Source organism: Pseudomonas sp. B329 (genome assembly GCF_023127835.1).
GTDB classification, from domain to species: Bacteria; Pseudomonadota; Gammaproteobacteria; order Pseudomonadales; family Pseudomonadaceae; genus Aquipseudomonas; species Aquipseudomonas synxantha_A.
On sequence record NZ_SPKP01000042.1, the window covers coordinates 110346 to 133302 of the forward strand.

At 60.2% G+C, this 22957-nt stretch carries 20 protein-coding genes; 7 read left to right on the top strand and 13 right to left on the bottom strand.

The features are described from left to right. The first annotated feature begins 16 nt into the window (after positions 1-16). Positions 17-1405, top strand: a complete 1389-nt coding sequence (cysS, locus tag E4P00_RS19445; RefSeq protein ID WP_248132588.1) for a cysteine--tRNA ligase — start codon at positions 17-19, stop codon at positions 1403-1405. A gap of 133 nt (positions 1406-1538) precedes the next feature. On the opposite strand, the gene E4P00_RS19450 is transcribed toward cysS, so the two are convergent. Together E4P00_RS19450 and E4P00_RS19455 are read right to left on the bottom strand one after the other, a co-directional pair. After that, a complete protein-coding gene (locus E4P00_RS19450; RefSeq protein WP_078821681.1) occupies positions 1539-1874 on the bottom strand; it encodes a DUF6124 family protein in 336 nt (111 codons plus the stop codon). 267 nt (positions 1875-2141) lie between these two features. Continuing rightward, complete coding sequence (locus tag E4P00_RS19455; RefSeq protein WP_248132590.1) at positions 2142-2837, bottom strand: peptidase E; 696 nt, start codon at positions 2835-2837, stop codon at positions 2142-2144. Between the two features lie 141 nt (positions 2838-2978). Here E4P00_RS19455 and E4P00_RS19460 point away from each other — a divergent pair, with 141 nt between their 5' ends. After that, on the top strand, positions 2979-3437 hold the full coding sequence (locus tag E4P00_RS19460) for an HIT family protein (protein ID WP_078821728.1): 459 nt from the start codon (positions 2979-2981) through the stop codon (positions 3435-3437). A gap of 125 nt (positions 3438-3562) precedes the next feature. On the opposite strand, the gene E4P00_RS19465 is transcribed toward E4P00_RS19460, so the two are convergent. The 7 genes from E4P00_RS19465 to E4P00_RS19495 form a co-directional block, all read right to left on the bottom strand. After that, entirely contained in the window at positions 3563-3901 is a 339-nt protein-coding gene (locus tag E4P00_RS19465; protein WP_078821679.1) for a Na+/H+ antiporter subunit G, read from the bottom strand. Next, on the bottom strand, positions 3898-4176 hold the full coding sequence (locus tag E4P00_RS19470; protein ID WP_032880591.1) for a K+/H+ antiporter subunit F: 279 nt from the start codon (positions 4174-4176) through the stop codon (positions 3898-3900). Before E4P00_RS19470 ends, E4P00_RS19465 begins: the two co-directional genes overlap by 4 nt. Continuing rightward, positions 4173-4661, bottom strand: coding sequence for a Na+/H+ antiporter subunit E (locus E4P00_RS19475; protein WP_194438605.1), 489 nt, complete (start codon positions 4659-4661; stop codon positions 4173-4175). The genes E4P00_RS19470 and E4P00_RS19475 overlap by 4 nt, the downstream gene beginning before the upstream one ends. Beyond that, a complete protein-coding gene (locus tag E4P00_RS19480) occupies positions 4658-6340 on the bottom strand; it encodes a monovalent cation/H+ antiporter subunit D (protein WP_248132592.1) in 1683 nt (560 codons plus the stop codon). Before E4P00_RS19480 ends, E4P00_RS19475 begins: the two co-directional genes overlap by 4 nt. Beyond that, entirely contained in the window at positions 6337-6681 is a 345-nt protein-coding gene (locus E4P00_RS19485) for a Na+/H+ antiporter subunit C (protein WP_005789164.1), read from the bottom strand. Before E4P00_RS19485 ends, E4P00_RS19480 begins: the two co-directional genes overlap by 4 nt. After that, positions 6681-9602, bottom strand: a complete 2922-nt coding sequence (locus E4P00_RS19490) for a monovalent cation/H+ antiporter subunit A (RefSeq protein ID WP_078821677.1) — start codon at positions 9600-9602, stop codon at positions 6681-6683. The genes E4P00_RS19485 and E4P00_RS19490 overlap by 1 nt, the downstream gene beginning before the upstream one ends. Positions 9603-9806: 204 nt before the next feature. Next, positions 9807-10736, bottom strand: a complete 930-nt coding sequence (locus E4P00_RS19495) for a DMT family transporter (protein ID WP_032880599.1) — start codon at positions 10734-10736, stop codon at positions 9807-9809. A gap of 92 nt (positions 10737-10828) precedes the next feature. Between E4P00_RS19495 and E4P00_RS19500 the strand changes: the two genes are divergently transcribed. Both E4P00_RS19500 and E4P00_RS19505 read left to right on the top strand, forming a co-directional pair. Beyond that, complete coding sequence (locus E4P00_RS19500) at positions 10829-11392, top strand: XRE family transcriptional regulator (protein ID WP_032880600.1); 564 nt, start codon at positions 10829-10831, stop codon at positions 11390-11392. Positions 11393-11414: 22 nt separating this feature from the next. Next, positions 11415-12809, top strand: coding sequence for an FAD/NAD(P)-binding protein (locus E4P00_RS19505; RefSeq protein WP_248132594.1), 1395 nt, complete (start codon positions 11415-11417; stop codon positions 12807-12809). Between the two features lie 168 nt (positions 12810-12977). Here the strand turns inward: E4P00_RS19505 and E4P00_RS19510 are convergent, their stop codons facing one another. The 4 genes from E4P00_RS19510 to E4P00_RS19525 are packed head-to-tail and all read right to left on the bottom strand — an operon-like array spanning position 12978 to position 17595. Next, complete coding sequence (locus E4P00_RS19510) at positions 12978-14231, bottom strand: HlyD family efflux transporter periplasmic adaptor subunit (protein ID WP_248132596.1); 1254 nt, start codon at positions 14229-14231, stop codon at positions 12978-12980. Continuing rightward, positions 14221-15699 carry a TolC family protein gene (locus E4P00_RS19515; protein WP_248132598.1) on the bottom strand — a complete coding sequence of 493 codons (1479 nt, stop codon included), beginning with the start codon at positions 15697-15699 and terminating at the stop codon, positions 14221-14223. The genes E4P00_RS19510 and E4P00_RS19515 overlap by 11 nt, the downstream gene beginning before the upstream one ends. Beyond that, positions 15692-16891 (bottom strand): ABC transporter permease, encoded by a 1200-nt coding sequence (locus E4P00_RS19520; RefSeq protein WP_032880604.1) that lies wholly within the window; start codon positions 16889-16891, stop codon positions 15692-15694. Before E4P00_RS19520 ends, E4P00_RS19515 begins: the two co-directional genes overlap by 8 nt. Then, positions 16888-17595: an ABC transporter ATP-binding protein gene (locus E4P00_RS19525; RefSeq protein WP_078821672.1), complete on the bottom strand. Its 708-nt coding sequence runs from the start codon at positions 17593-17595 to the stop codon at positions 16888-16890. Before E4P00_RS19525 ends, E4P00_RS19520 begins: the two co-directional genes overlap by 4 nt. Before the next feature lie 357 nt (positions 17596-17952). Between E4P00_RS19525 and E4P00_RS19530 the strand changes: the two genes are divergently transcribed. The 3 genes from E4P00_RS19530 (at position 17953) to E4P00_RS19540 (ending at position 22842) form a co-directional block, all read left to right on the top strand. Beyond that, entirely contained in the window at positions 17953-18684 is a 732-nt protein-coding gene (locus tag E4P00_RS19530) for a TetR/AcrR family transcriptional regulator (protein ID WP_014718925.1), read from the top strand. 31 nt (positions 18685-18715) lie between these two features. After that, the gene (locus tag E4P00_RS19535; RefSeq protein ID WP_248132736.1) at positions 18716-18883 is read left to right on the top strand and encodes a hypothetical protein; all 168 of its coding nucleotides are present in this window, start codon (positions 18716-18718) and stop codon (positions 18881-18883) included. 215 nt (positions 18884-19098) lie between these two features. Next, positions 19099-22842 (top strand): hypothetical protein, encoded by a 3744-nt coding sequence (locus E4P00_RS19540; protein WP_248132600.1) that lies wholly within the window; start codon positions 19099-19101, stop codon positions 22840-22842. The last annotated feature ends 115 nt before the right edge of the window (positions 22843-22957 follow it).

Consider the following 22957-nt stretch of genomic DNA (forward strand, 5'->3'; position numbering starts at 1 on the left):
TGTTTAAGGAACTGTCGTGCTAACGATCTACAACACACTCAGCAAGACCAAAGAAGTCTTCAAGCCGCTGGATGGCAACAAGGTGCGCATGTACGTGTGCGGCATGACCGTGTACGACTACTGCCACATCGGCCACGGCCGCAGCATGGTTGCCTTCGACCTGGTGACCCGCTGGCTGCGTTTCAGCGGCTATGACTTGACCTATGTGCGCAACATCACCGACATCGACGACAAGATCATCAACCGCGCCAACGAAAACGGCGAGTCGTTCGACGCGCTGACCGAGCGCATGATCGCTGCCATGCACGAGGACGAGGCGCGCCTCAACATCCTCAAGCCGGACATGGAACCGCGTGCCACGGACCACATCCCTGGCATGCACGCGATGATCCAGACCCTGATCGACAAGGGTTACGCCTACGCCCCAGGTAATGGTGACGTGTACTACCGCGTCGCCAAGTTCATGGGCTACGGCAAGCTCTCGCGCAAGAAGATCGAAGACCTGCGCATCGGCGCGCGCATCGAAGTCGACGAAGCCAAGCAGGACCCGCTCGACTTCGTACTGTGGAAAGGTACCAAGCCCGGCGAGCCAAGCTGGGAATCGCCGTGGGGCCCTGGGCGTCCGGGCTGGCACATCGAATGCTCGGTAATGTCCACCTGCTGCCTGGGCGAGACCTTCGATATTCATGGCGGCGGCAGCGACCTGGAGTTCCCGCACCACGAAAACGAAATCGCCCAGAGCGAAGCCGCCACTGGCAAGACCTACGCCAACGCCTGGATGCACTGCGGCATGATCCGCATCAATGGCGAGAAGATGTCCAAGTCCTTGAACAACTTCTTCACCATCCGCGACGTGCTGGAAAAGTACCACCCGGAAGTGGTGCGTTACCTGCTGGTGTCCAGCCACTACCGCAGCGCCATCAACTACTCGGAAGACAACCTCAAGGACGCCAAGGGCGCCCTGGAGCGTTTCTACCACGCGTTGAAAGGCTTGCCAGCGGTGGCACCTGCTGGTGGCGAAACGTTCGTGGCACGCTTTACCGAAGTCATGAACGACGACTTCGGCACCCCGGAAGCCTGCGCGGTACTGTTCGAGATGGTGCGCGAGATCAACCGCCTGCGTGAGAGCGATCTCGACGCGGCGGCAGGTTTGGCGGCGCGCCTGAAAGAACTGGCAAGCGTGCTCGGCGTGTTGCAGATGGAAGCCGATGACTTCCTGCAAGCCGGCGCTGAAGGGCGTGTGGATGCGGCGCAGGTGGAGGCGTTGATTCAGGCGCGTCTGGCTGCTCGGGCTAACAAGGACTGGGCGGAATCCGACCGTATCCGTGACCAACTGACCGCGATGGGTGTGGTGTTGGAAGACGGGAAGGGTGGGACGACGTGGCGGTTGGCTGATCAGGCCTGATCCAGATGTGGGAGGGGGCTTGCTCCCGATGGCGGTAGGTCAGTCAGCTCGTCTGCAACTGGCCCACTGCCATCGGGAGCAAGCCCCCTCCCACTTTTGACCGTGCTCACTTTGCTCGGTCTTCGGATCAGATCTATCCGTGAATTGGTTTGTCTTTGAGTTTTAGCGTTTTATCCACCATCAGCTGAATCCCTTCCAGCATCCGGCAAATTCCCAGAGCTACGCTACGCGGGGTGCCTTCGATCTCAAAAGCCAAATGGCTTGCCAGCGCTTGAACCGACGCAAGATCCTCCGACGCGTTGACCAGCAGCGTCTCGACGTCTAATCCTTCACGTACGGTAAACAAACCATGATCCTCAGCAGCTGGCTCTGGTTTTTCAGACGGGTTCAGGTAGTGATTTATCGCTCGATGAGCGGCAGTGTGAAATGCGGTTGAATCTGACGGTGGATTCGGACTGTCTTTAATCATGGCGTAGCTCCTAGAGTATCGGAGTCACCACCCATCGCTGCGAAACGATATTTGGGTGGCAGCTGTACGCAGGTTCGCAGACCGGGACTCTAGCACCCGGCATACCCGAAGGTATCCCGCGCACAGCCGCCATAACATCAGGCATTAAAAAGCGCCCGCTATCTGAGGTGGACGCTGTGCGTCTAGAGTTTAACCGAGCTGCGAAACCCGGTCGCTGAATTTGCAGCGACCGCCAAAGATTAGGCGGCCATTTTCTGAGCGGCAACCCTAAAGAGCTGTAGGGCGTTTCCTTGCAATGGGCTCCGAAGTGCTGCTGAGTTTATATGCACTACCAGTCGTGTAGTTATGAACAGTCGCATGGTATTCACCGTTCTTGAAATGCAGGGCAACTCCGTCATCCAGCGCGTAGGCGGGGCGTATGTTTTTAAGTCGAACCAGTTCAACGAGCGTAGATTCTCTTCCCGCCTCTGAGCTGAAGTGCGGGCACAGCGCGCCAGGGAGAAAACCCAGCCCGTCGATCAGCGCATATACGCCCCCTGAGTCGGAATGCCCGTGGTTGAACCAGCAGATGGCGCCGGCACTGACGCCGCAAAGCACTTTGCCGTGTTCCTGGGCTTGCTTCAAAAGGGCGGTCACGTCAAATTCACGCCAGATGGCCAGCAAGGCTCGGGTGTTGCCGCCGGCCACGTAGATGATGTCAGCCTGTTCAAACAGCGCGGCAACATGAGCTGGGGTTGGAAAAGGCGGAATGAAAAACGTCAATGGCACAACGGTGCAGCCGGCGCTTTGGTATTTGAGCGTGAAGTCGGCAATCTTCGTACGGTCATCGCCATTGGCGGTGGAGATATAGAGCACCGTGGGCTGGGTTTTGCCCGACGAAGCGACGATATATTCGTCGATGCGGGTCATGCGCGTCATGTCTTCGCTGGACTCGCCGCCGATGACAATGATGTTTTTATCCATGGTGAACTCCTGTCTCAGCACAGCGGGCATACCCAGGTCTTAGGACATTTCCCAAAATGCCCATAGGGTTTGACGCCCATACCATCCTAGCTTTAGATGATTGCCACGACCAAACCCAAGACGAAACTGGCGGTGATTCAAATGGATTGTATTTTCTGCAGCATTGTCCGCAAAACTTCCCCGGCCCATATCCTGTGGGAGGATGATCAGCATATGGCGTTCCTGTCGATCTTCCCTAACACACCGGGTTTCAGCGTGGTGATTCCAAAGCAGCATTACGGCAGCTATGCGTTTGCGCAGTCGGATGAAGTGTTGGCAGGGCTCGCGGTCGCAGCAAAGAAAACCGCACAACAGATCGACCGCGCATTTCCCGATGTGGCGCGTACGGGGATGATTCTGGAAGGGTATGGGGTGGACCACCTGCATGCGAAGTTGTTTCCCATGCATGGGACCGGGCAGGACAGTACATTCAAGCCAATGAGTTCGAAGGTGGAGAAGTTTTTCGAGGCGTATGAGGGCTACATCTCGTCCCACGATTTTGTGCGGGCGGATGATGCCGAATTGGCGGAATTGGCGGCAAGAATCCGATCCTTCGCCTAGCACCCATCCAACTGTGGGAGCTGGCTTGCCTGCGATAGCGGTGGGCCAGCCAACCTCTTCAGTGACTGATCCGACCTCATCGCAGGCAAGCCAGCTCCCACATTTTTATGTGCCTGCCTGAGAGGTCAGCGGCGGCTGCTGACTTCAGCCGGCACATCGTCACCGGCCATGCGTTTGCGGAATAGGGCGGTTCGCGCCAACAGCAGTGTGGTGACCGGCACGGTGATCGCGAGCAAAACCGGAATCAACCAACCATGCAACACCGGCCCGGACTTGAGCACCGAAAAATAGATAATCGACGCCAGTGCCACGCACCATGCGCCCAATGTCGAGGCGAGTGCCGGCGGGTGCATGCGTTGGAAAAATTCCTTCATCCGCAGCAAGCCAATCGCGCCAATCAACGCAAACACACTGCTGAGTAACAGCAACGCCGCGACTATGACTTCAACCCATAACGGCATCATTCAATCACCTCCCCACGCAGCAGGAATTTCGCCAGGGCAAACGAGCCCACGAAGCCGAACAGCGCGATCAGCAGCGCCGCTTCAAAGTAGGTATCACTGGCATAGCGAATACCCAGCACCAGCATCATCAGCATGGCCAGGATGTACAGGTAGTCCAGCGCCAGGACTCGGTCCTGGGCGGACGGGCCTTTGAACAGGCGGATCAGGGTCAGCACCATCGCCAGCGAGAACAGGAACAGGCTGGCCAGGATCGCATTGGAGAGCAGGGCGCTCATTCGAAGATCTCCATCAGGGGCCGCTCGTAGGTGGCTTTGAAGTGCTGGATAAACAGGGCTTCATCGTCAAGGTCGAATACGTGCAGCAGCAAGATGCTACGGTCCAGCGCCAGTTCCGACCAAATGGTGCCGGGGATCACCGTGGTAATCATCGACAGCGCGGCAAGGCCGTTGGGGCTGTGCAGGTCCAGGGGGATCTTGATGAAGCGCGAGCGCGGCGGGCGTGTGCCGCAGGTCAGTACACCCCACGCCACTTGCAGGTTGGAGACGATCACGTCGCGGCCCACCAACAGGAACAGACGCAGGATCACGCCAGGGCGACGCAGGCTGATCGGCTGCGGGCGCAGCGGCGCCATCAGCAAAGGCGCGAGAAAGCCCAGCAGCGCGCCCAGCAGCAGGTTACCGGGGCTGATCGACAGGTTCAGCAGCAGCCACAACACCCACAGGGCCAGCGACAACCAGGGTGCAGGAAACAGGCGCTTCATGGTTGCACCTCCAGCGCGGCGGCCTTGGCTTCAGGGCTTGGCACGGGACGTGTGGCCATTACCGCCATCACATAGCTTTCCGGGTTGTTCAGGCTCTTGGCGGTGGCCAGGGTGTAGCGCATCAAGGGTTCGGCCTTGAACGTCAAGGCGATGCTCAAGCCCAGCAGCACGAAGATCGGCACGCACTCGTAGCGTCGCAGCAGCGGTGATGGGCGCTCTTCCGGGGTCCAGAAGCGCTGGATGCCAAGGCGGGCGAAGGCGATCAGCGACGCCAGGCCAGACAAAATCAGTAACGCCACCAGGCCCCAGGCTGCAGGACGGATCGATTCGTCCACGGTGTTGCCCAGGCCCAGTGGGTTGATCAGCGCACTCAAAAGGCTGAGCTTGCCGATGAATCCCGACAATGGCGGCATGCCGATAATCAGCAGCGCGCAGGCGATAAAGCTCAAGCCGAGAAAGGCCATGGTCCAGGGGATGACCTGGCCGACCACGGCTTTCTGCTCATCGTCCAGGTTCACACCCGGACGCGGATGCAGCGACTCCATGGCCTTGGGCAGCGCATCAATCTCTTCATCAAGCGGCAGGTCGTTGGCCGAGCGCGAGCGTTCGATCAATTCAGCCAGCAGGAACAGCGCACTCAGTGCCAGGGTGGAGCTGACCAGATAGAACAATGCCCCAGCGGTCAGGCTTGGCTGGGCAAACCCTACCGCCGACAGCAGGATCCCGGCCGAGACCAGAATGCTCAGGCTCGCCATGCGCTCCAGGCGTTGCGCCGCCACCATCGCCAGCGCCGCGCAGACGATGGTCGCCATGCCGCCATACACCAGCCAGTCGCCGCCAAACAGCGCCGAAGCGCCGGCCTGGCCGGAAAACAGCAGGGTCCACAGGCGCAGCACGGTGTACACGCCAACCTTGGTCATGATCGCAAACATCGCCGCCACCGGCGCACTGGCCGAGGAGTAGGCGGGCGCCAGCCAGAAGTTCAGCGGCCACATGCCGGCCTTGGCCAGAAACGCGGTCGCCAGGATCGCTGCGCCAGCGTGCAGCAGGCCGCGATCAGCCTCCGGCACCAGCGGGATTTTCAGTGCCAGGTCAGCGAAATTCAGCGTGCCGGTGACGCCGTAGATCATCGCCGCACCAATCAGGAACAGCGACGACGCCAGCAGGTTGATCGCAATGTAATGCAGGCCGGACGACACCCGAGCACGACCCGAACCATGCAGCATCAGGCCGTAGGACGCCGCCAGCAGCACCTCGAAGAACACGAACAGGTTGAACAAATCCGCGGTGAGGAATGCGCCGTACAGACCCATCAGTTGGATCTGGAACAGCGCATGGAAGCTAGTGCCCGCACGGTCCCAGCGGGCCATCGCGAACAGCAGCGCGCTCACGCCGATGATCCCGGTCAGCACCAGCATCATTGCCGACAGTTGGTCCACCACCAACACGATGCCGAACGGCACCTGCCAGTTGCCCGGCAGGTACACACCAATCGAGCCGGGGCCGCCTTGTTGCGTCCAGTACAGCAGCAGGATCGCGATGCCCAGGCCGATGACACTGGAGAACAGGTTGATCTGGGCCTTAAGTGGGCGGCGCTTTTCGCCGAGCATCAGCATCAACCCGGCCGTGAGCAGCGGCAGCAGGATCGGCGCGACGATCAGTTGATTCATCCACGTCATTCCTTGGGCTCCCGGCCGTCCACATGGTCAGTGCCGGTCAGGCCCCGGGATGCCAGCAGCACCACCAGGAACAGCGCGGTCATGGCGAAACTGATCACGATGGCCGTCAGCACCAGGGCCTGGGGCAGGGGGTCGGTGTAGTTGAGCAGGTCTTGCGGCACGCCGTCCTTGATGATCGGCTCCTTGCCGATAAACAGGCTGCCCATGCTGAAAATGAACAGATTGACCCCGTACGACAACAGGCACAGGCCCATCACCACCTGGAATGTCCGTGGCCGAAGCACCAGCCAGACGCCGGAGGCCGCCAGGACCCCAATGGCAATTGCGATGACTTCTTCCATCAGGCGGCTCCTTCGGTTGCAGCAACGACTTTGGGCTGGTTGCTCGGTTTATGTGCTCGCACAGATTGGTGGCCGAGGGCGGTCAGCATCAGCAGCGTCGAGCCCACGACCATGGCGTACACGCCAATGTCGAAGAACAACGCACTGGCGATATGGATATCGCCGAGCAGTGGCACGTGGAAATGCCAGGTATGGGTGGTCAGGAACGGGTACCCGGCGAACAGCGCGCCAAGGCCGGTCAAGGTCGCCGACAGCAGGCCGAAGCCCATCCAGCGCATGGGCCGCAGGCTCATCTGCGCTTCGACCCATTGGGTGCCCGCCACCATGTATTGCAGGATAAACGCTACCGACATCACCAGCCCGGCGACAAACCCGCCGCCTGGTTGGTTGTGACCGCGCAGGAACAGGTAGAACGACACCACCAGCGCAATCGGCAACAGCAGGCGCACCAGCACCGCCGGCACCATCATAAAGCCCAGCGCGGTGTCACTGGCCTGGCGCGGGTTGACCAGGTCGGTGGCCACGTCCGGTGCCAATTGGCGCTGTTGCGCCGGCAACTCCATGCTTTCCTTGGACGGGCGGAAGCGTCGCAGCAAGGCATATACGGTCAAGGCCACGGCACCCAGCACGGTGATTTCGCCCAGCGTATCGAAGCCCCGGAAGTCCACGAGCATCACGTTCACCACATTGCTGCCGCCGCCTTCGGGCAGGGCGCGGCTCAAGTAGAACGAGGAGATATCGTTGGGTGTCTGGCGGGTCAGCATCGCGTAGGACAACAGCGCCATGCCGCCGCCCACTACAGTGGACAGCAACAAGTCGCGCACCCGGCGAATGCGCGCCTTGCGCAAGGTGTTGGGCAATGGCCAAACCTCCTCGATACGCCGTGGCAGCCAGCGCAGGCCGAGCAGGATCAGCACGGTGGTCACCACTTCCACCACCAATTGGGTCAGGGCCAGGTCCGGCGCCGAGAACCACACGAAGGTCACGCACGTCATCAGGCCGCACACGCTGACCATGGTCAGGGCCGCCAGCCGGTGATACTTGGCTTGCCAGGCGGCGCCCAGCGCGCAGGCAATCGCCAGCAACCACAGGGTGACGAAGACGATGGAGCCCGCAATCTTCGGCCGGTCGCCCCAGGTGAGGCCACTGTTGATCATGGGGATCATGGCCCCGATCACCGCGACGATCACCAGTAGGAACAATTGGGTTTGCAGGCGCTTGGTGCTGATGCGTTTCTCGATCCTGCGCACACCGCGCATCATCACCACCAGGCAGCGCTCGAAGCCACGCTTGCCGTTGAAATAGCCGATCAGCGGCGGGTATTCGAAGCGGCCACGCTTGAGTTGCTTGCGCAGCATCAGGTACAGCACCACGCCGCCGGTCATTGCCACCAGGCTCATGATCATCGGCGCGTTCCAGCCGTGCCAGATCGCCAGGCTGTACTCGGGCAGCACACCACCGACCACGGGCAACGCCGCTGCGGCAAGGATCGAGCCGACCACCTGGGCCGGGAAAATCCCCACCAGCAGGCAGGTGAACACCAGCAATTCCACCGGCGCACGCATCCAGCGCGGTGGCTCGTGAGGCGTGTGCGGCAAGTCGGTAGCCGGCGGGCCGAAGAACACATCCACGGTAAAGCGCAGGGCGTAGGCCACGCTGAAGGTGCCGGCGATGGTCGCAATCACCGGCAGGGCGATTTCCACCCATTGCGTCGACGAGATGAATACGGTTTCGGCAAAGAACATCTCTTTGGACAGGAAGCCATTGAGCAACGGCACACCGGCCATGGAGGCACTGGCTACCATGGCCAGGGTAGCGGTAAACGGGATCAGACGCACCAGGCCACTGAGCTTGCGGATGTCCCGCGTGCCGCTTTCGTGGTCGATGATGCCCGCCGCCATGAACAGCGACGCCTTGAAAGTCGCGTGGTTGAGGATATGGAACACTGCGGCGACGGCGGCCAGCGGGCTGTTAAGGCCCAGCAGCAGGGTAATCAGCCCGAGGTGGCTGATGGTGGAGTAGGCCAGCAGGCCCTTGAGATCGTTTTGGAACATGGCGCAGTAAGCGCCGAGGAGGAGGGTGAGGGCGCCGGCACCGCCGACGATCCAGAACCATTCTTCGCTGCCGGACAGCGACGGCCACAGGCGGGCCAGCAGGAACACGCCGGCCTTCACCATCGTCGCCGAATGCAGATACGCCGAAACCGGGGTCGGTGCCGCCATGGCATGGGGCAGCCAGAAGTGGAACGGGAACTGCGCGCTTTTGCTCAAGGCGCCGATCAGCACCAGGGCCAGCATGACCGGGTACAGCGAGTGCGCGCGAATCTGGTCGCCCGCCGCCAGCACCTGGTCCAGGTCATAGCTGCCGACGATATGCCCCAGCAACATCACCCCGGCCAGCAGGCACAACCCGCCTGCGCCGGTGACCATCAGGGCCATATAGGCACCACGCCGCGCATCGGCGCGGTGGTGCCAATAGCCGATCAGCAGGAACGAGAACAGGCTGGTCAGTTCCCAGAAGAACACGATCTGAATCAGGTTGCCGGAAATCACCAGGCCAAGCATGGCGCCCATGAACGCGAGGAAGAACGCAAAGAAGCGCGGCACCGGATCGTCCGGCGACATGTAATAACGCGCATACAACGACACCAGCGTGCCGATGCCGAGCACCAGCATCGAGAACAGCCAGGCAAAGCCGTCCATGCGCAACACGAAGTTCAGCCCAAGACTGGGCAACCACAGGAATTCTTCGCGTATTACGCCACCATGGGCGATCTGGGGGTAGAGCAGTGCGACTTGAATAGTGCCGACCAATGCCACCAGGCCGGCCAGCAGGGATTCGGTATTACGTGCGTTGTGCGGCAGCAAGGCCGCCAGACAGCTGCCAATGAATGGCAGAAGCAGTAGAACTATCAGGGACATAGGCTTCTAATCTGCGGGAGTTTGGGATGCATCATACGTGCCGCTTTCACGATCACCAAACGGCAAGATGTGGCAGGATCCTACAAGGTAGGCCGAAACCTCTCATTCAGCACTGGTTCAAAACTCTTGAATTGAAACGCCGACCCCTGTGGGAGCCGGGCTTGCCCGCGATGACGATAGAGCGGGCACCACAGGGTTTGCAGGTTATCCCTGACGCTCCTGTTCCAAGGCATCTGCGAGTTCAATTGCCTTCTGCCCCTTCGTCTTCATCTCACTCACAATCACCGCTACCACAATCAACACCGCCCCGACCATTGCAATCGGCGGGAAGCGCTCTCCGGCAATTCGCCCGACCACGCCTGCCCACACCGGCTCGCCGGCATAGATCAAGGTAGCCCGGGTTGGCGACACACTCTGCTGCGCCCAATTCATCGCGACCTGGATCACCGCACTGGTCAAGCCCAGGCCCACGGCGCTGAACAGCAACAGCCAAGAAAAGCCCGGCAACGCCTCGCCCATGGGCACCACCATCATGAACGACAGCACCGAAGCGGTGGCCAGTTGCACCACGGTCACCCGGCGAATATCCACCTGGCCGGCAAATGCACTGATCAAGATGATCTCGGCCGCTATTGCCACGGCACCGATCAGCGTAGCGATTTCACCTGGGCTGAAGTTCAGTGAAGCCCCCGCCGGGCCAGTCAACAGCATCAACCCGGCAAACGCCAGCATGATGCCGATGCTGGGCATCAACCCGGGGCGACGGCCCAGCACCAGCCACTGCAACAGCGGTACGAACGGTACATACAACGCGGTGATAAACGCCGACTGGCTGCTCAGGATGGTCTGCAAGCCAATCGTCTGCAAACCGTAGCCAAACATGATCGCCACCCCGATAAACACCCCGGCCTTCAATTCGAACAGGGTCAGGTCGCGCAGGGTGCGCAAGGAAAAGAACCCCACCACAATTGTCGCCGCCGCGAAGCGCAGCCCCACAAAAAACATCGGCCCGCTGACGGTCATGGCATGTTGCACCAGCAAAAAGGTACCGCCCCAGATCATGGTGATCACCACCAGGATGCATTCGGCTTTGCTGAAGCGGTTGAATCGCGAAGGGGAGGTCGGGGCAGTCATGGCGGCTCGGTCTTGCAAGGGAAAGGCACGGACCGCACAATGCGCCGCACGCTGGGCAGTATACTGCGCACACCCACCTATTGAGCAATATAGTGCACAAAGAAAATCCGCAACGGGCCTCGGTCCTGCAGCACGTCAGCCAGAACGTCCGTCGCCTGCGCCACGCCGCCGACCTGAGCCAGACTGCACTTTCGGAAAAGTCCGGGGTCAGCCGGCGCATGCTGGTGGCGATTGAAGCGGGGGAGAAGAACGTCAGTCTCTCCACCCTCGACCGTGTGGCTGAAGCGTTGGACGTGGCGTTCAGTGATCTGATTCAGGCGCCGGATGTGCGGGACCACAGCCGTATCAACGAGCTGGCCTGGGCGGGCGAGATTGTCGGGAGTAAGGCGGTGCTGCTGGCCAAGGCCACGGCACGGCGTGAAGTCGAATTGTGGGAGTGGCGGCTTGAACCCGGTGATCGTTATTGCCCGGACCCTGATTTGGAAGGGTGGAGCGAACAACTGTTCGTGTTCGAGGGCAGCCTGACGCTGGTGATAGGTGATCAGGAAAATGTCATCGAGGCTGGAGAGTTCTTTATGTTCGCCAGCCACCAGCCCCATGCTTATCGCAATGATGGGAACGCGGCGGTACGGTTTGTTCGAAATGTGGTGATTTGAGCAACAATAAGGGCGAACTGGCATGAGTGAATCCACCCGCGTTGCCGATGTACTGATCATCGGCGGCGGCCTGAGCGGTACGATGCTGGCCGTGCAGCTGCTGCGCCTGCCGGGCACGCGGCGCATCCTGGTGATTGAGCCGCGTGCTGAGCTGGGGCGGGGCGAGGCCTATAGCGCGGTCGAGCTGGGTCATACCTTGAACGGCAATGCGGCGCGCATGAGCGTCGACCCGGACAACCCCGACGACCTGACCCAATGGCTCACTGACTACATCGCTGGCGGTGGTTGGCCTGAGTCGGATCAGCAGCATGTGCCCATCAGCGAACTGTTCCCGCCACGCGGGATTTTCGGGCTGTACGCGCAACAGCGCTTGGCCGAGGCCAAGGCGTTGTCTACGTCGACCGTCGAGCATATCCGCGCCGAAGGGGTGGACCTGCAAGTCGACGCAGCCTCCACGCTGTTGACCCTCGATAATGGGGAGCAGCTGCGTGGCACTTTTGCGGTATTGGCCACCGGCATGTTCCCGGCAGCGCGCACGCCCCTAACCGAGTCCAGCGGTTTGAACACCGCAGCCATGGACCCATGGGACGTGCAAGCGATGACCCAACTCGACCCGCAATCAACGGTACTGATCATCGGCTCCGGGTTGACCATGGTCGATGCCGTGGTGTCGCTGGAACAGGCCGGGCATCGCGGTCCCATCGAGATCTTTTCGCGCCACGGCCTGTTGCCCCATGTACGCCGGCAACCGCCAAGTTGGGACGATTTCCTGGCCGCCGACCACCGCCTGCGTAGCCTTCGGCAATTGCTGCGCGAGGTGCGTCGGCAATGCCGCATCGCACTCGACCAAGGCATCGATTGGCAGGCACCGCTGGACACCGTGCGTGTGCATATCGCACGTTTATGGAGCCAGGCCAGTGAGCGTGAGAAGCGCCAGTTCGTGCGGCATGTGCGGCCTTGGTGGGAAAGCCACCATCACCGCTCGCCCCCATTGAGTGCGCACTTGGTGGAGCGCTTACAGGGGGAAGGGCGGCTGCGAGTTCGCGCAGCGTCATTCAAGGGCTTGGTGCCGTCGGATGAGGGCGTTGCCATTGCGGTGCGCCAGCGTGGCGAGCAAGGACTCATCCGGGTTTCGGGCGCGGTGTTGATCAACTCGAGCGGCATTGAATACGATTGGCGCCGCGTGGCCCGGCCATTGCCGCAACAACTGCTCAAGCGTGGGTTGATCCGGCCTGGGCCTTTGGCGTTGGGGATTGCGGCGGATGCAGCCGGCGCGGTGCTGGATGCCCAGGGCCATGCCAGCCAGCGACTGTTTGCCATGGGGCCGCCGTTGCGGGGCATGTGGTGGGAGAGTACGGCGGTGACGGATGTGGCGCTTCAGGCCAAGGCACTGGCAACCAAGCTCACACAGATCTAAGTGGGGGAGGTGAGCAAGCCCTGATCCGCGAAGTGAACGTCAATGCTCAAAGCAACGAAAATCAAATGTGGGAGGGGGCTTGCTCCCGATGAGGGCTTGTCAGTAAATACATTTGTGGCTGATGCACCGCTATCGGGAGCAAGCCCCCTCCCACAGGTTGATCTGCGCTTATCTTGAGGTTTTCACAAAGCCTGGCTTGAGTCCGAATACCTCAACGCCCTGGGGCGTCGATTGCCCAGTGGTCACTTTCACCCGCTGCACCGGTTTATCCATCGCCGCCCGATACTCCACCGTCATGTCTGCCTGGATCGCCTGGCTGGGAATCACGATCGCCTGGTCATTGTTATAAGTGACAATCGTCAACCGCGCACTCATGCCCAGGCGCACCCGTTGCAACTGCTGCGGTGTCAGCTTGGGGATCGACAGGGTCACCGGAAATTGCGCGCTGCCCTGGTTGTCGCTGGCGATGGCCAAGCCACTGACCACGCTGACCGAGCCGGTCAGCCGTTCGCCGTCGAAGCCATCGCCCATTACTTCCACCGCCTGGCCCTGGTGCAACTGGTTGATGTCCAGCTCGGAGACCTTGGCGACGATTTTCAGCCGCTCGATATTGGCCAGGCCAAACAGCACTTGGCCCTGGCTGACCTTGCTGCCGGCCTGCACCGGCGCGTTGTTGTTGCCACCCCCTTGGGCGGTGTTGCTGCTGCCGGGCGCGGGCACTACGATGCCGGAGAACGGTGCCTTGACCTCCTTGCCTTCAAGGAGTTTTTGCAAGGCTTCGTATTTCACCGTGGCATTGGTCAGCTCCATTTCGGCAATCTGTCGGTATTCGCCTCTGCCTTGGTCCTGGGCCTGTTGCAGTTCGCCGCGCGCCGCTGCCAGGTCGAGTTGCTGCTGTTGGGTTTGCTGCTTGAGATCGTCCAGTTCGTTGCGCGGAATGATGCCGCGTTTGAACAGGTTTTCGCTTTCGGTGAGCTTGCGTTGGGTGTTGCCAGCGGTCATTTCAGCGGTGCGCAAGCTGCGGCGGGCGCGGCTGACGGCGGGGCTGCTATCCCAGTCCTGCATTTCCTGTACGGCACGCCGGGCCTTGAGCAGGGCGGAGAGGGCGTCGCGCAACTGCACTTCAAGAGTCGCCGGGTCCATGCGCAACAGCACCTGGCCGGCCTCGACGCGCTGGCCTTGTTCGACCAGGTTGGCCAACACGTTGCCGTCGAACGGCGCCGTGAGGGTGACGGTAGTGTCAGGCTCGATCTTGCCCACCAGGCCGATCTGGTGCTCCAGCGGGTCGGGTTTTACCGCTAGCCACTGCTCGGTCGGACCTGCCTGCTCGGCGCCGTTGCGCTGGTTGAGCAGACTGATTGCCGCGCCAGCCAACAGCAGGATCGAAACAACGACTAGCAGCGTTTTTTTCTTAGTAGTCATTGAGGGCGATTTCCCAACTTTCCAGCGTCATGCCCAGGGTCAGGTCGAGTTGAGTCTGGGCGTTCAAATAAGCGATCAGCGCGTTGAGCTGGGCATTTTCGGCGTTGCGAAGGTCGGTTTCGAAGCTCAACACCTGGAAGTTAGTGGAGCGTCCGGCACTGAGTTTTTCCCGTTCGATTTCGATCTTGCGCCGTGACAACTCCACGGCACGCTTGGAAATTTCATATTGGCGCCAGCGGGTGCCGAGGTCACGCACCACGTTGTTGACGTTGCGCTCCAGCTCCTGGCGCGCATCGGTAATGCGGATTTCCTGGTCCTCGACGTTCACTCGCGCACGTACCTCGGCCTGATGCGTGCTGATGTCGCCGATGGGGATCTGCACCTGCACCCCCGCGTAGCTGTCCCAGGTACGGTTATTGTCATGGCCGTTGTTGTTGTCGGTGGCGGCGCGCACCTGGTTGGCGCCGGCGACCAGGTCCACTTGCCAGCGCCCGGAGTCCTTGGCGATCACCAGGTTGAGGTCGGCCTGTTGGCTACCGAGCAGGGCGGCGAGGTATTCCGGTTGCTGGTTTTGCGCCAGGTTGAAGGCTTGGCGTTGGTCAATTTCCATGGGGTTGGCCTCCAGGGCTTCGGTGGCGCGCACTGGTGTCGACAGGTCCAGCGCCAGCAGGCGCAGCAAGGCCAGGCGGCTGGTGTCCAGTTGATTGCGAGCTTCTTCCACGCCCAACTGCTGGGTGGCGATGTCGGCTTCGGTTTGCACGATCTCGAACTCGGCCATGCGCCCGGCGCTGATCAGTGCCTTGTTCACGTCCAGCAAGGTGTTGGAGCGCTTGAGCGCGTCCTGCACGATCACCAGTTGTTCCTGGGCACGCAGCAGTTCGCGATAGGTGGCGATGATTTGGCTGATGGTCTGCGCCACGGTGGCCTTGAGGTTCAGGCGGTTGGCCTGCTCGGCCAGGCGCGACAGGCGCAGCGGCGCGGTGGTGGCGTCCCAGCCGGCGCCGCGCATCAGCGGTTGGATGATCGCCAGGTCGAGCCCGTCGCTGCGGTAACGGCCGGCGCGGTTGGCGTTGTTCAACTGCTGGGTCCAGGCCATGCTCAAGCGCGTGCCGTATTCGCCGAGCAGGCTGCTGGTGGGCGCGACGTTGGCGTTGCGCGCATTGTCTTGGGAGCCGCGGGTGCTGCGGTAATAGCTGTTGAGGGTGAGCTTGGGGTTGAACACATCTTCGGCCACGCGCAGATCGAACTTCTGCGCCACTCGTTGCAGGTAGGCGCTGCGAATCGCCGGGTTATTACGCAGGCCCAGGTACACCGCGTCGCCCAGGGTCATGGTGGTAGCCTGGGCGTTCAGCGAGACGCTACGCTCGTAGCCGCTGCGGGTACTGCTGGGCGCCGAAGGGTTGATAACCATCTCGGCAGTCATGCCCGGCAGGCTGATCAGCAGAAGGAGCAGCCCGCACTTATTCATCGCGCAGGGCCTCCACCGGCTGTAACCGCGAGGCCGAGACCGCCGGGTAGATGCCAAAGAACAAACCTACCAGTAACGTACTGCCCACCCCCAGGGGCAGGGCGGCCACCGCCAGGGCAAATGCCCAGCCCGACAGCCACGCATACAGCCAGGCTGCGGTCATGCCCAGCACCGCACCGCACAGCGCACCCACGGCGGTGAGCGTGACGGCTTCGAGCAGGAACAGGTTGCGGATATCGCGCTGGCGTGCGCCCAGGGCCATGCGGATGCCGATCTCGCGGCGGCGCTCCGAGACATTCATCAGCATCACGTTCATCACCCCGACACCGCCGCCCACCAGGGAAATCGCGCCAAGGGCCAACAGCAGGTAGGCGAAGGTGCGACTTTGGCGCGTCATGCCGTCGATCATCTGCTGGGGCACCGTGATATTGACGTCGTGGTCGCTGAGTTGGGGTTGCAGCGCAGCGGTGGCGTCCCTCGCGATACGCTCCATGTCCTGCCCTGGCGCCGCACGGATGATCACATTGCTGATCTGCGGGGTGGCATAGATGCGGCGCATACCTTCGGCCGGAATAAACAACGACTCGTTGGCCTGCACTGGCATCAGCATGGCCCGGGGCTGGTCGTGCAGGATGCCCACGATCAGAAACAGGTAGTCGTTGATGCGCACGCGGTCGCCCAGTTGCAGTGGGTCGCCCGGCGCACTGAGGGCCTGGGCAAGTGGGTCACCAATCACAGCGAAAGTTTCGCTGGCGTCGAAGGCCGACAGGAAGCGCCCCTCGCGCACGGCCAGGCGCATGGCGGCCTGTATACCCGGCGTGCTGCCGACCAGGTTGGCATTGGTGGTGCGCCCATGAAACACGATGGGCCCGCTGAACAGGCTGAGCGCGCCGATATGGGCAATGCCCGGTACGGCCAGGCGTACGGCGTCGAGGTCGAGTTGGGTACGCATCGGCACATTGCTGCTGCCCTTGGGCGGGAACTGGGCGATGAGGGTATCGGTGCCCATGTCCTTGAAGATCATCGCGGCATCCACTGCCGCGTTGTGGCCGATATTGATCAGCGCCACTACCGAGGAGCTGCCGATCACAATGCCCAGCAGCGCCAGGATCGAACGTTTGCCCAGGGTGCGCAGGCTGATCAAGGCTTCATGCAGCAGTTGGCTGAGGCTCTGCTCGACCCGCAGGCTCATGGGCGCTCGGCCTCGTGCACCACACCGTTGCGCACCAGGATCTTGCGCTCCAGGCGCTCGGCAATGTGGGCGTCGTGGGTGACGATGATCAGCGTCACCTGCTGCTCACGGTTGAGGCTCAGCAGCAGGTCCATGATTTCCTGTGCGGTGGTGCTGTCGAGGTTGCCGGTGGGTTCGTCGGCGAGGATCACCGAGGGTTTGCCGACCAGTGCGCGGGCAATGGCGACGCGCTGACGCTGGCCGCCGGAGAGGTCGGCCGGGCGATGGTGGGCGCGCTCGGCCAGGCCGACTTGATCGAGCATACGCTGGGCCTGTTCCACCGATTCATGCCGCGATACGCCGCGATAACTCAAGGGCAGCGCGACGTTGTCCAGGGCGCTCAGGCGGGGCAGCAGGTTGAAGCTCTGGAACACAAAACCGATCTGCTGGTTGCGGATCGCGGCCAGTTCGTCGGGCGTGGCATTGAAAATATCGTGACCGGCAAAGTGGTACTGGCCGCAGTTGGGCAGGTCCAGCAGGCCGAGAATGTTGAGCAGGGTGCTTTTGCCGGAACCGGAGGCACCGAGGATGCCGCAGCTGTCACCGCGAGCGATGGACAGGCACACGTCATTGAGAATGCTCAGCTCCTGCCCGGCGAGCTGATAACGCTTGCCGATGCCTTGCAGGGAGATCAAGCCGGGTTGCGTGGGGGTGTCTGTCATCATGACTACGCCTGCAGTCACGACGGTACTGCCATGCCCCCGGAAAATCCTTGTAACAAGTTCGGGAGCTGCCTGTACGCGTCACGGACTGGTTTTATTTCTTGTTTTTAAAATATTGTTTGAATAGTACCTGCGTTCAATCTGCTTCGCCAGCCATGGATGTAGAGCGGTTTTACCCTTTGAAACGTTCTGCCGAATGCAGGTTTCGGACCGGTAGAAATCCTTTCAATAGGTCTCGATAGCCCGGTTATACAGGCTTTTAGTGATATGGCGGAGTGTCACTACTTGCTTTCGCCGGGCCGCCCCGGTATAAAAAAATCAAATTATTTTTTAAAACAATATTTCCGCCGTGGAACCCTTATGGTCGCGAAGAAACTCAGCGCTCCAAACGTTACCAAGACTCGATTGCTGGATGCGACAGAGGCCCTCTTCATCAAGTACGGCTACGACGCCGTGTTGCTACGCCAGATAACCGAACGCGCCCAGGTCAACCTGGCGGCGGTGAACTACCACTTCGGGGACAAGGACTCCCTGATGAAAACCCTGCTGATGCAACGCCTGGAGCCGCTCAACGAGCAGCGCCTGGAATTGCTCGCCCGCTGCGAAGCCGAATCCGATGGCCCGCTGGATTGCGACACGCTGCTCGGCGTGCTGTTCGCCCCGGCCATGGGCCTGGAACGCAGCGACCCGGCCAGCGGGGAAGGGCGCTCGTTCATTCGCTTCCTTGGCCGGGTTTACAGCGACACCTCGCCGTTTATCCAGGAATACCTCAAGGTGCATTACCAGCCGGTGTTCCAGCGCTTCTTCGAAGCCTTCGCCCTGGCACTGCCAGACCTGCCGCGCAATGAGCTGGGCGTACGCCTGCAATTTGCCCTCAAGGCGATTTCCGGGGTCATGGCCGGCACCGAACTGCGCCTGCTGATGAACTCCATGAGCCTGGGCCGCCCGGCCACGGATGCCGAGGTGATGGCCAAGCTGATCACGCTGGTGTCGGCGGCGATTCGGGTGCCGCAGCAAAGTGCAGAGGCTGAAACGGCGTTGGCGAAGGTGCTGGATACCCAGCGCGCCATTCGCGAACAAGCCACACGCTGAAGCCACTCCCCAAACCCCTGTAGGAGCGAGCTTGCTCGCGAAAAACGTCAACGATAACGCGGGCATTCTGGTTAACCGCGGCGTCATTGCGTTCTTCGCGAGCAAGCTCGCTCCTACAAAAGCGGGGCGTTTTCCAGCGCCAAAAAGCAGGCAAAAAAAAGCCCGCTGGGGCGGCGGGCTTGATATGCAACGTTTGTAACGGATGAGGCTTCACACTACGTCTCGGCTTGTGAATAAAACGTGAAAAATATGTAAGAGAAAGTGTGAATGTGCGGGCATTGTATCAACGGCACTTTTGTTCGCTGTATTACCACTCGTCGCTACTGTCATCTTTGACAGCTAGACGCCTATCCCCTTCAAGCGTCTGATTTCCTTGTTCCATAGCCGTCCAGGCCTCACCCAAGGAGTTCAGTCATGTCCAAATTACCAGCCCCCGAGGAACGTTTTCCGGTTGTGCGAAGCTCATCCACTCCCCGCAATGATCTCGACCTGCCGGTCTACTCGACCCCGGTGCTCAACGTGGTTGGGGCTGACAGGGGCCTAGGCGTGCGACATCTCGATACTTACCTATATGTAACCATTGTGCGCTGGACTAATTTGCAAGCGGGTGATACTTGCGAATACTTCCACGGCAGCCGTACGCTGCGTCTGGGCTTTCACATTGTCAAGCCAGAGGAAACAGGCAAAAGCTCTTTTCAACTGGCCATCAACGAGGAACGTATACCGCGGGGGCTATCCTTTCCTGTGTTTGTACGGGTTGTGCGTAATGGCCCAGGCACGCCGCCTACATCAGGCGACTTGACCGTCTTCGTCAAGGACGCACGGCCAGGCCTGGATGAGCAGCCCGGGCTGGGTTACCACGACAAATTGCTGCTGAGCTTGCCGGACGACCTGGCAGCGCCCGGCGCAGTGTTGACGCCGCAGCGCGCCGCCCAGGGCGTAGTGTTCACTCTCGATTACCCCGGTAAGCGAGTGCGCGATAAGGTCTATCTGTACTGGGACACGATCACGCAAGTGGTGGTTTTCGAACTCGATGAAGACCATGCAAGCGGCACAAAGCCGATTGAAGTGGAAGTTCCGGCAAGTGTCATCGGCACCGGCAGTGGCCTCCTACCGATACGCTATCAGGTGCTCGATGAAGTGGAAAACCGCTCTGGGCATGTCGAGCACTTTTCTCAGGCCGTGCATGTACAGGCCGAGCTTGACCCCAGCCTGCTCAGGCGGGCGCGCTTCCTCGTCGGCTCCACCTCGGTCACCTCGGTCAATTATGATCAGGATGCAGGGAAATTCTTTGCTGTTCAGGTGGTCACGCCTTTTCAGCTTCCGGATGGCCGTTTTGTCCCGGCGAATACTCGCGTCATTGCAACCTTGAGTGGTACTCACGCCGATGACTCAACGTTTGACCTCGATCTGCCCGATCAGGGCGCTGACCCGGGTTGGCCAACGTCGTTTCCTGTCGATGACGCCATCATCAAACAATTAATCCAAGGCTCGATGAAGATCACCTGGCGGCTTGAGTTCCCGCTGGGCACCTTACTGGCCAAGTCCCAATCCCTGACGATCCTGATCTCTGGCACGATTGCGGACATGCCGGCAGTCACGGTGGTGCAGGCCGATGCCGGCTTGATTGACCCCGAAGAGCCTTACATCACCATTAATTATCCGAACCCGGCCTATACGCCCTACGATCCGAATAATCTGGTCAGGCTGCGGATGGAGGCTGTTCTACCGGGTGGCGGGTTGGTTGAATACGAACAACGCCATAACGCAGGCGCCCCACCACCGCCCACCCGTTTTCGTACCGTAACCCAAGCCAACTTCGCTCGGTTTATCGGGCTGGGCGATGTGCGGGTTTTCTACACGGTAGACGACGGCCTCATGCGGGCATTGGGCACAGGGACGCAGGCCATCCGCGAGTCAGAGTCGACGTATGTGCGGTTCGGCGAGCGTATCGCCGAAATGCCAAGGCCGGAAATCGACCGGGTCGATGAGGACGACAACCTAGACCCAGATGACTTGTTTGGCCAGCTCGACATCACGCTGCCCTACGCTGAAACTTACGATGGCGATGTCTTTACATGGCGCCTGACAGGCACTGCCGCGGACGGCAGCACCCAGGATGACATCCGCCTGAATCGCGCCACCGCGGGAGCCCCCGTCTCCTTTTCGCTGGACCGACACTACGCCGACACCAACCTGGGCGGCGTGATTCGCTTGAGCTATTCACTGATCCCCGCGAATGGTGGGCGCACCCTGCGCTCTGAAATACTCGAAGTGACTGTCGGTAAGGCGCTGGGCGACTTGCCTCGCCCGGAAGTCGTCGAAGCGTCCCAAGCCCTCGACCAATTGGCACCGGAAGCGGTCACCGCCGGTGCGACCATTCGAGTCACCTTCCCGCAAATGCTGCCCACCGACCGTATTCGAGCGTGCTGGACAGGCATACCCGACATCGGCAGCCACTGTGAAACCAAGGACGGCAACACCCGTAAAACCGTGGACTTCACCGTCCCGCCTGAAGTCGTGGGCGCCAGTATTGCGCCATTTGGCCAACGGATCAACGTGCAATACTTCCTGATACGTAACGGACGAGAAACGCCTTCTCCAATCCTCGACCTGCTGCTGCTCAACCTAACCACCTTGCCGATCCCGACCATCGAAAGGATCGGGGATGCCCCGGTGCTCGAGACTTCCAAGTTGAATGGATCCGAGCGCACGATGATCAATATCTGGCACTTCATTCATCGGGCTCAGCGCATCTGGATGGAGTACAGCGGCACCTATGACACCGTTCCAGAGACGCCATACTTTGAGGCCACCTACACCAACAACCTGGTGACCGAAGAAGGCGAAGCCAGTGGAATCCTGCCACCGACCCCCGTGGACGAACTGCGCAAGCTCAAGGATGGAACGCTATTGACCATCCGTTTCTGGGTCTGCTTTGATCGCAGTTTCAACAAGGCCAATGCGGTGTTGTTCCGCGAGCGCCACTACACCATCCAGTCCCTGCCGAGCGTATTGCCCCACCCGTTTATCAATGGCACCACCGACACCGGGCCGAACGTGACGGTGGACCCGCTGCCCATTGAACACAATACGACGGCAACGGTTCGCTATGACGGTATGAGTGGGCAAGATTTCATCACGCTTTACTGGTTTTTTGCCGACGGCACCTCTTATTCAACCCGCGAGCAGGGGCAGGATGGAGGCACGCTGGTATTCAACCTGACCTCGGCCAAGGTCTTGCACCGCAGTGTGAACAGTACCGTGTGCTTGAAGTATTCGGTAGAACGGCCGGGCGTGGCAGAGCCGATTCCGTCAAATGTGCAGACGGTGACGGTCAATACCATTCTTGCTGCCAGTTTGCCGCAGCCACGGATCAACAACATTGCTTCTGGCGGTACGCTGGATGTCAACAATTTCGCGGGTAGCGCCACGGCTGCAGTGCTCAAATGGTCGTTGAGTCACACAGGGCAACGGGTCTGGTTGATTTGCAGCGGTGCAGGCGTAACCCCGCTAACTGTTCTCAATGGTGTGGCAATCACCGCAACAGAGGCTGTTAATGGGCTTGCAAACAAGGAAGTACTGCGTAGTTGGCTGAAGCGCATAACGAATGGTACACGAATAACGATAACCTGTGAGGTAACGTTTGACGGCAGTAATGATAAGTCAAAAGCCGTTATTTTTAACAACGCTCAATATACCAAGGCAGACCCTTGGACAGATGTCGGCCATTACTTTAACACTGGAAATTTAGGCGGATGGACTTTAGGAAGAGGCGGTCTGGGCGCTACGTTTGGTGTCCTTGGTTTGTATGTGGATACTCCCCATCCCTCTAATGCTGGCGCAGTGATCTCAAGGACATTTAACTTTAATAGAGTGCATCGCTATAGCATCAGTTATTCCATCGGGAACACTAGTCCGTCCGGTGGTGTCCCGCCCATCACGGCTGTTCTCGTGGGCTCGCAGGTTGCTATACCGAAATTTACAGTTCCAAATTCCGGCTATATTGAAGGCCAACAAAATTTGTCCTTCATACCGGCGGCTAACGGGCCGGCTTCCGTTGTGCTTCATAACTATCAAGATCTAGGGGGCGGTTCAGGCTCTCAAGGGGGCAATGACTTTCACGTCTACTACATAGGCGTATATCGCCTCGATTAAATGAAAAATGAGAGTAAGAAGTAACGCGCAATGAAAAGGGGTGGATCTATTTTATTTGTGGGTCAGTCCTAACTAAAAACGGAACAGATCTATTCAAGATAGATCTGTTCCGTTT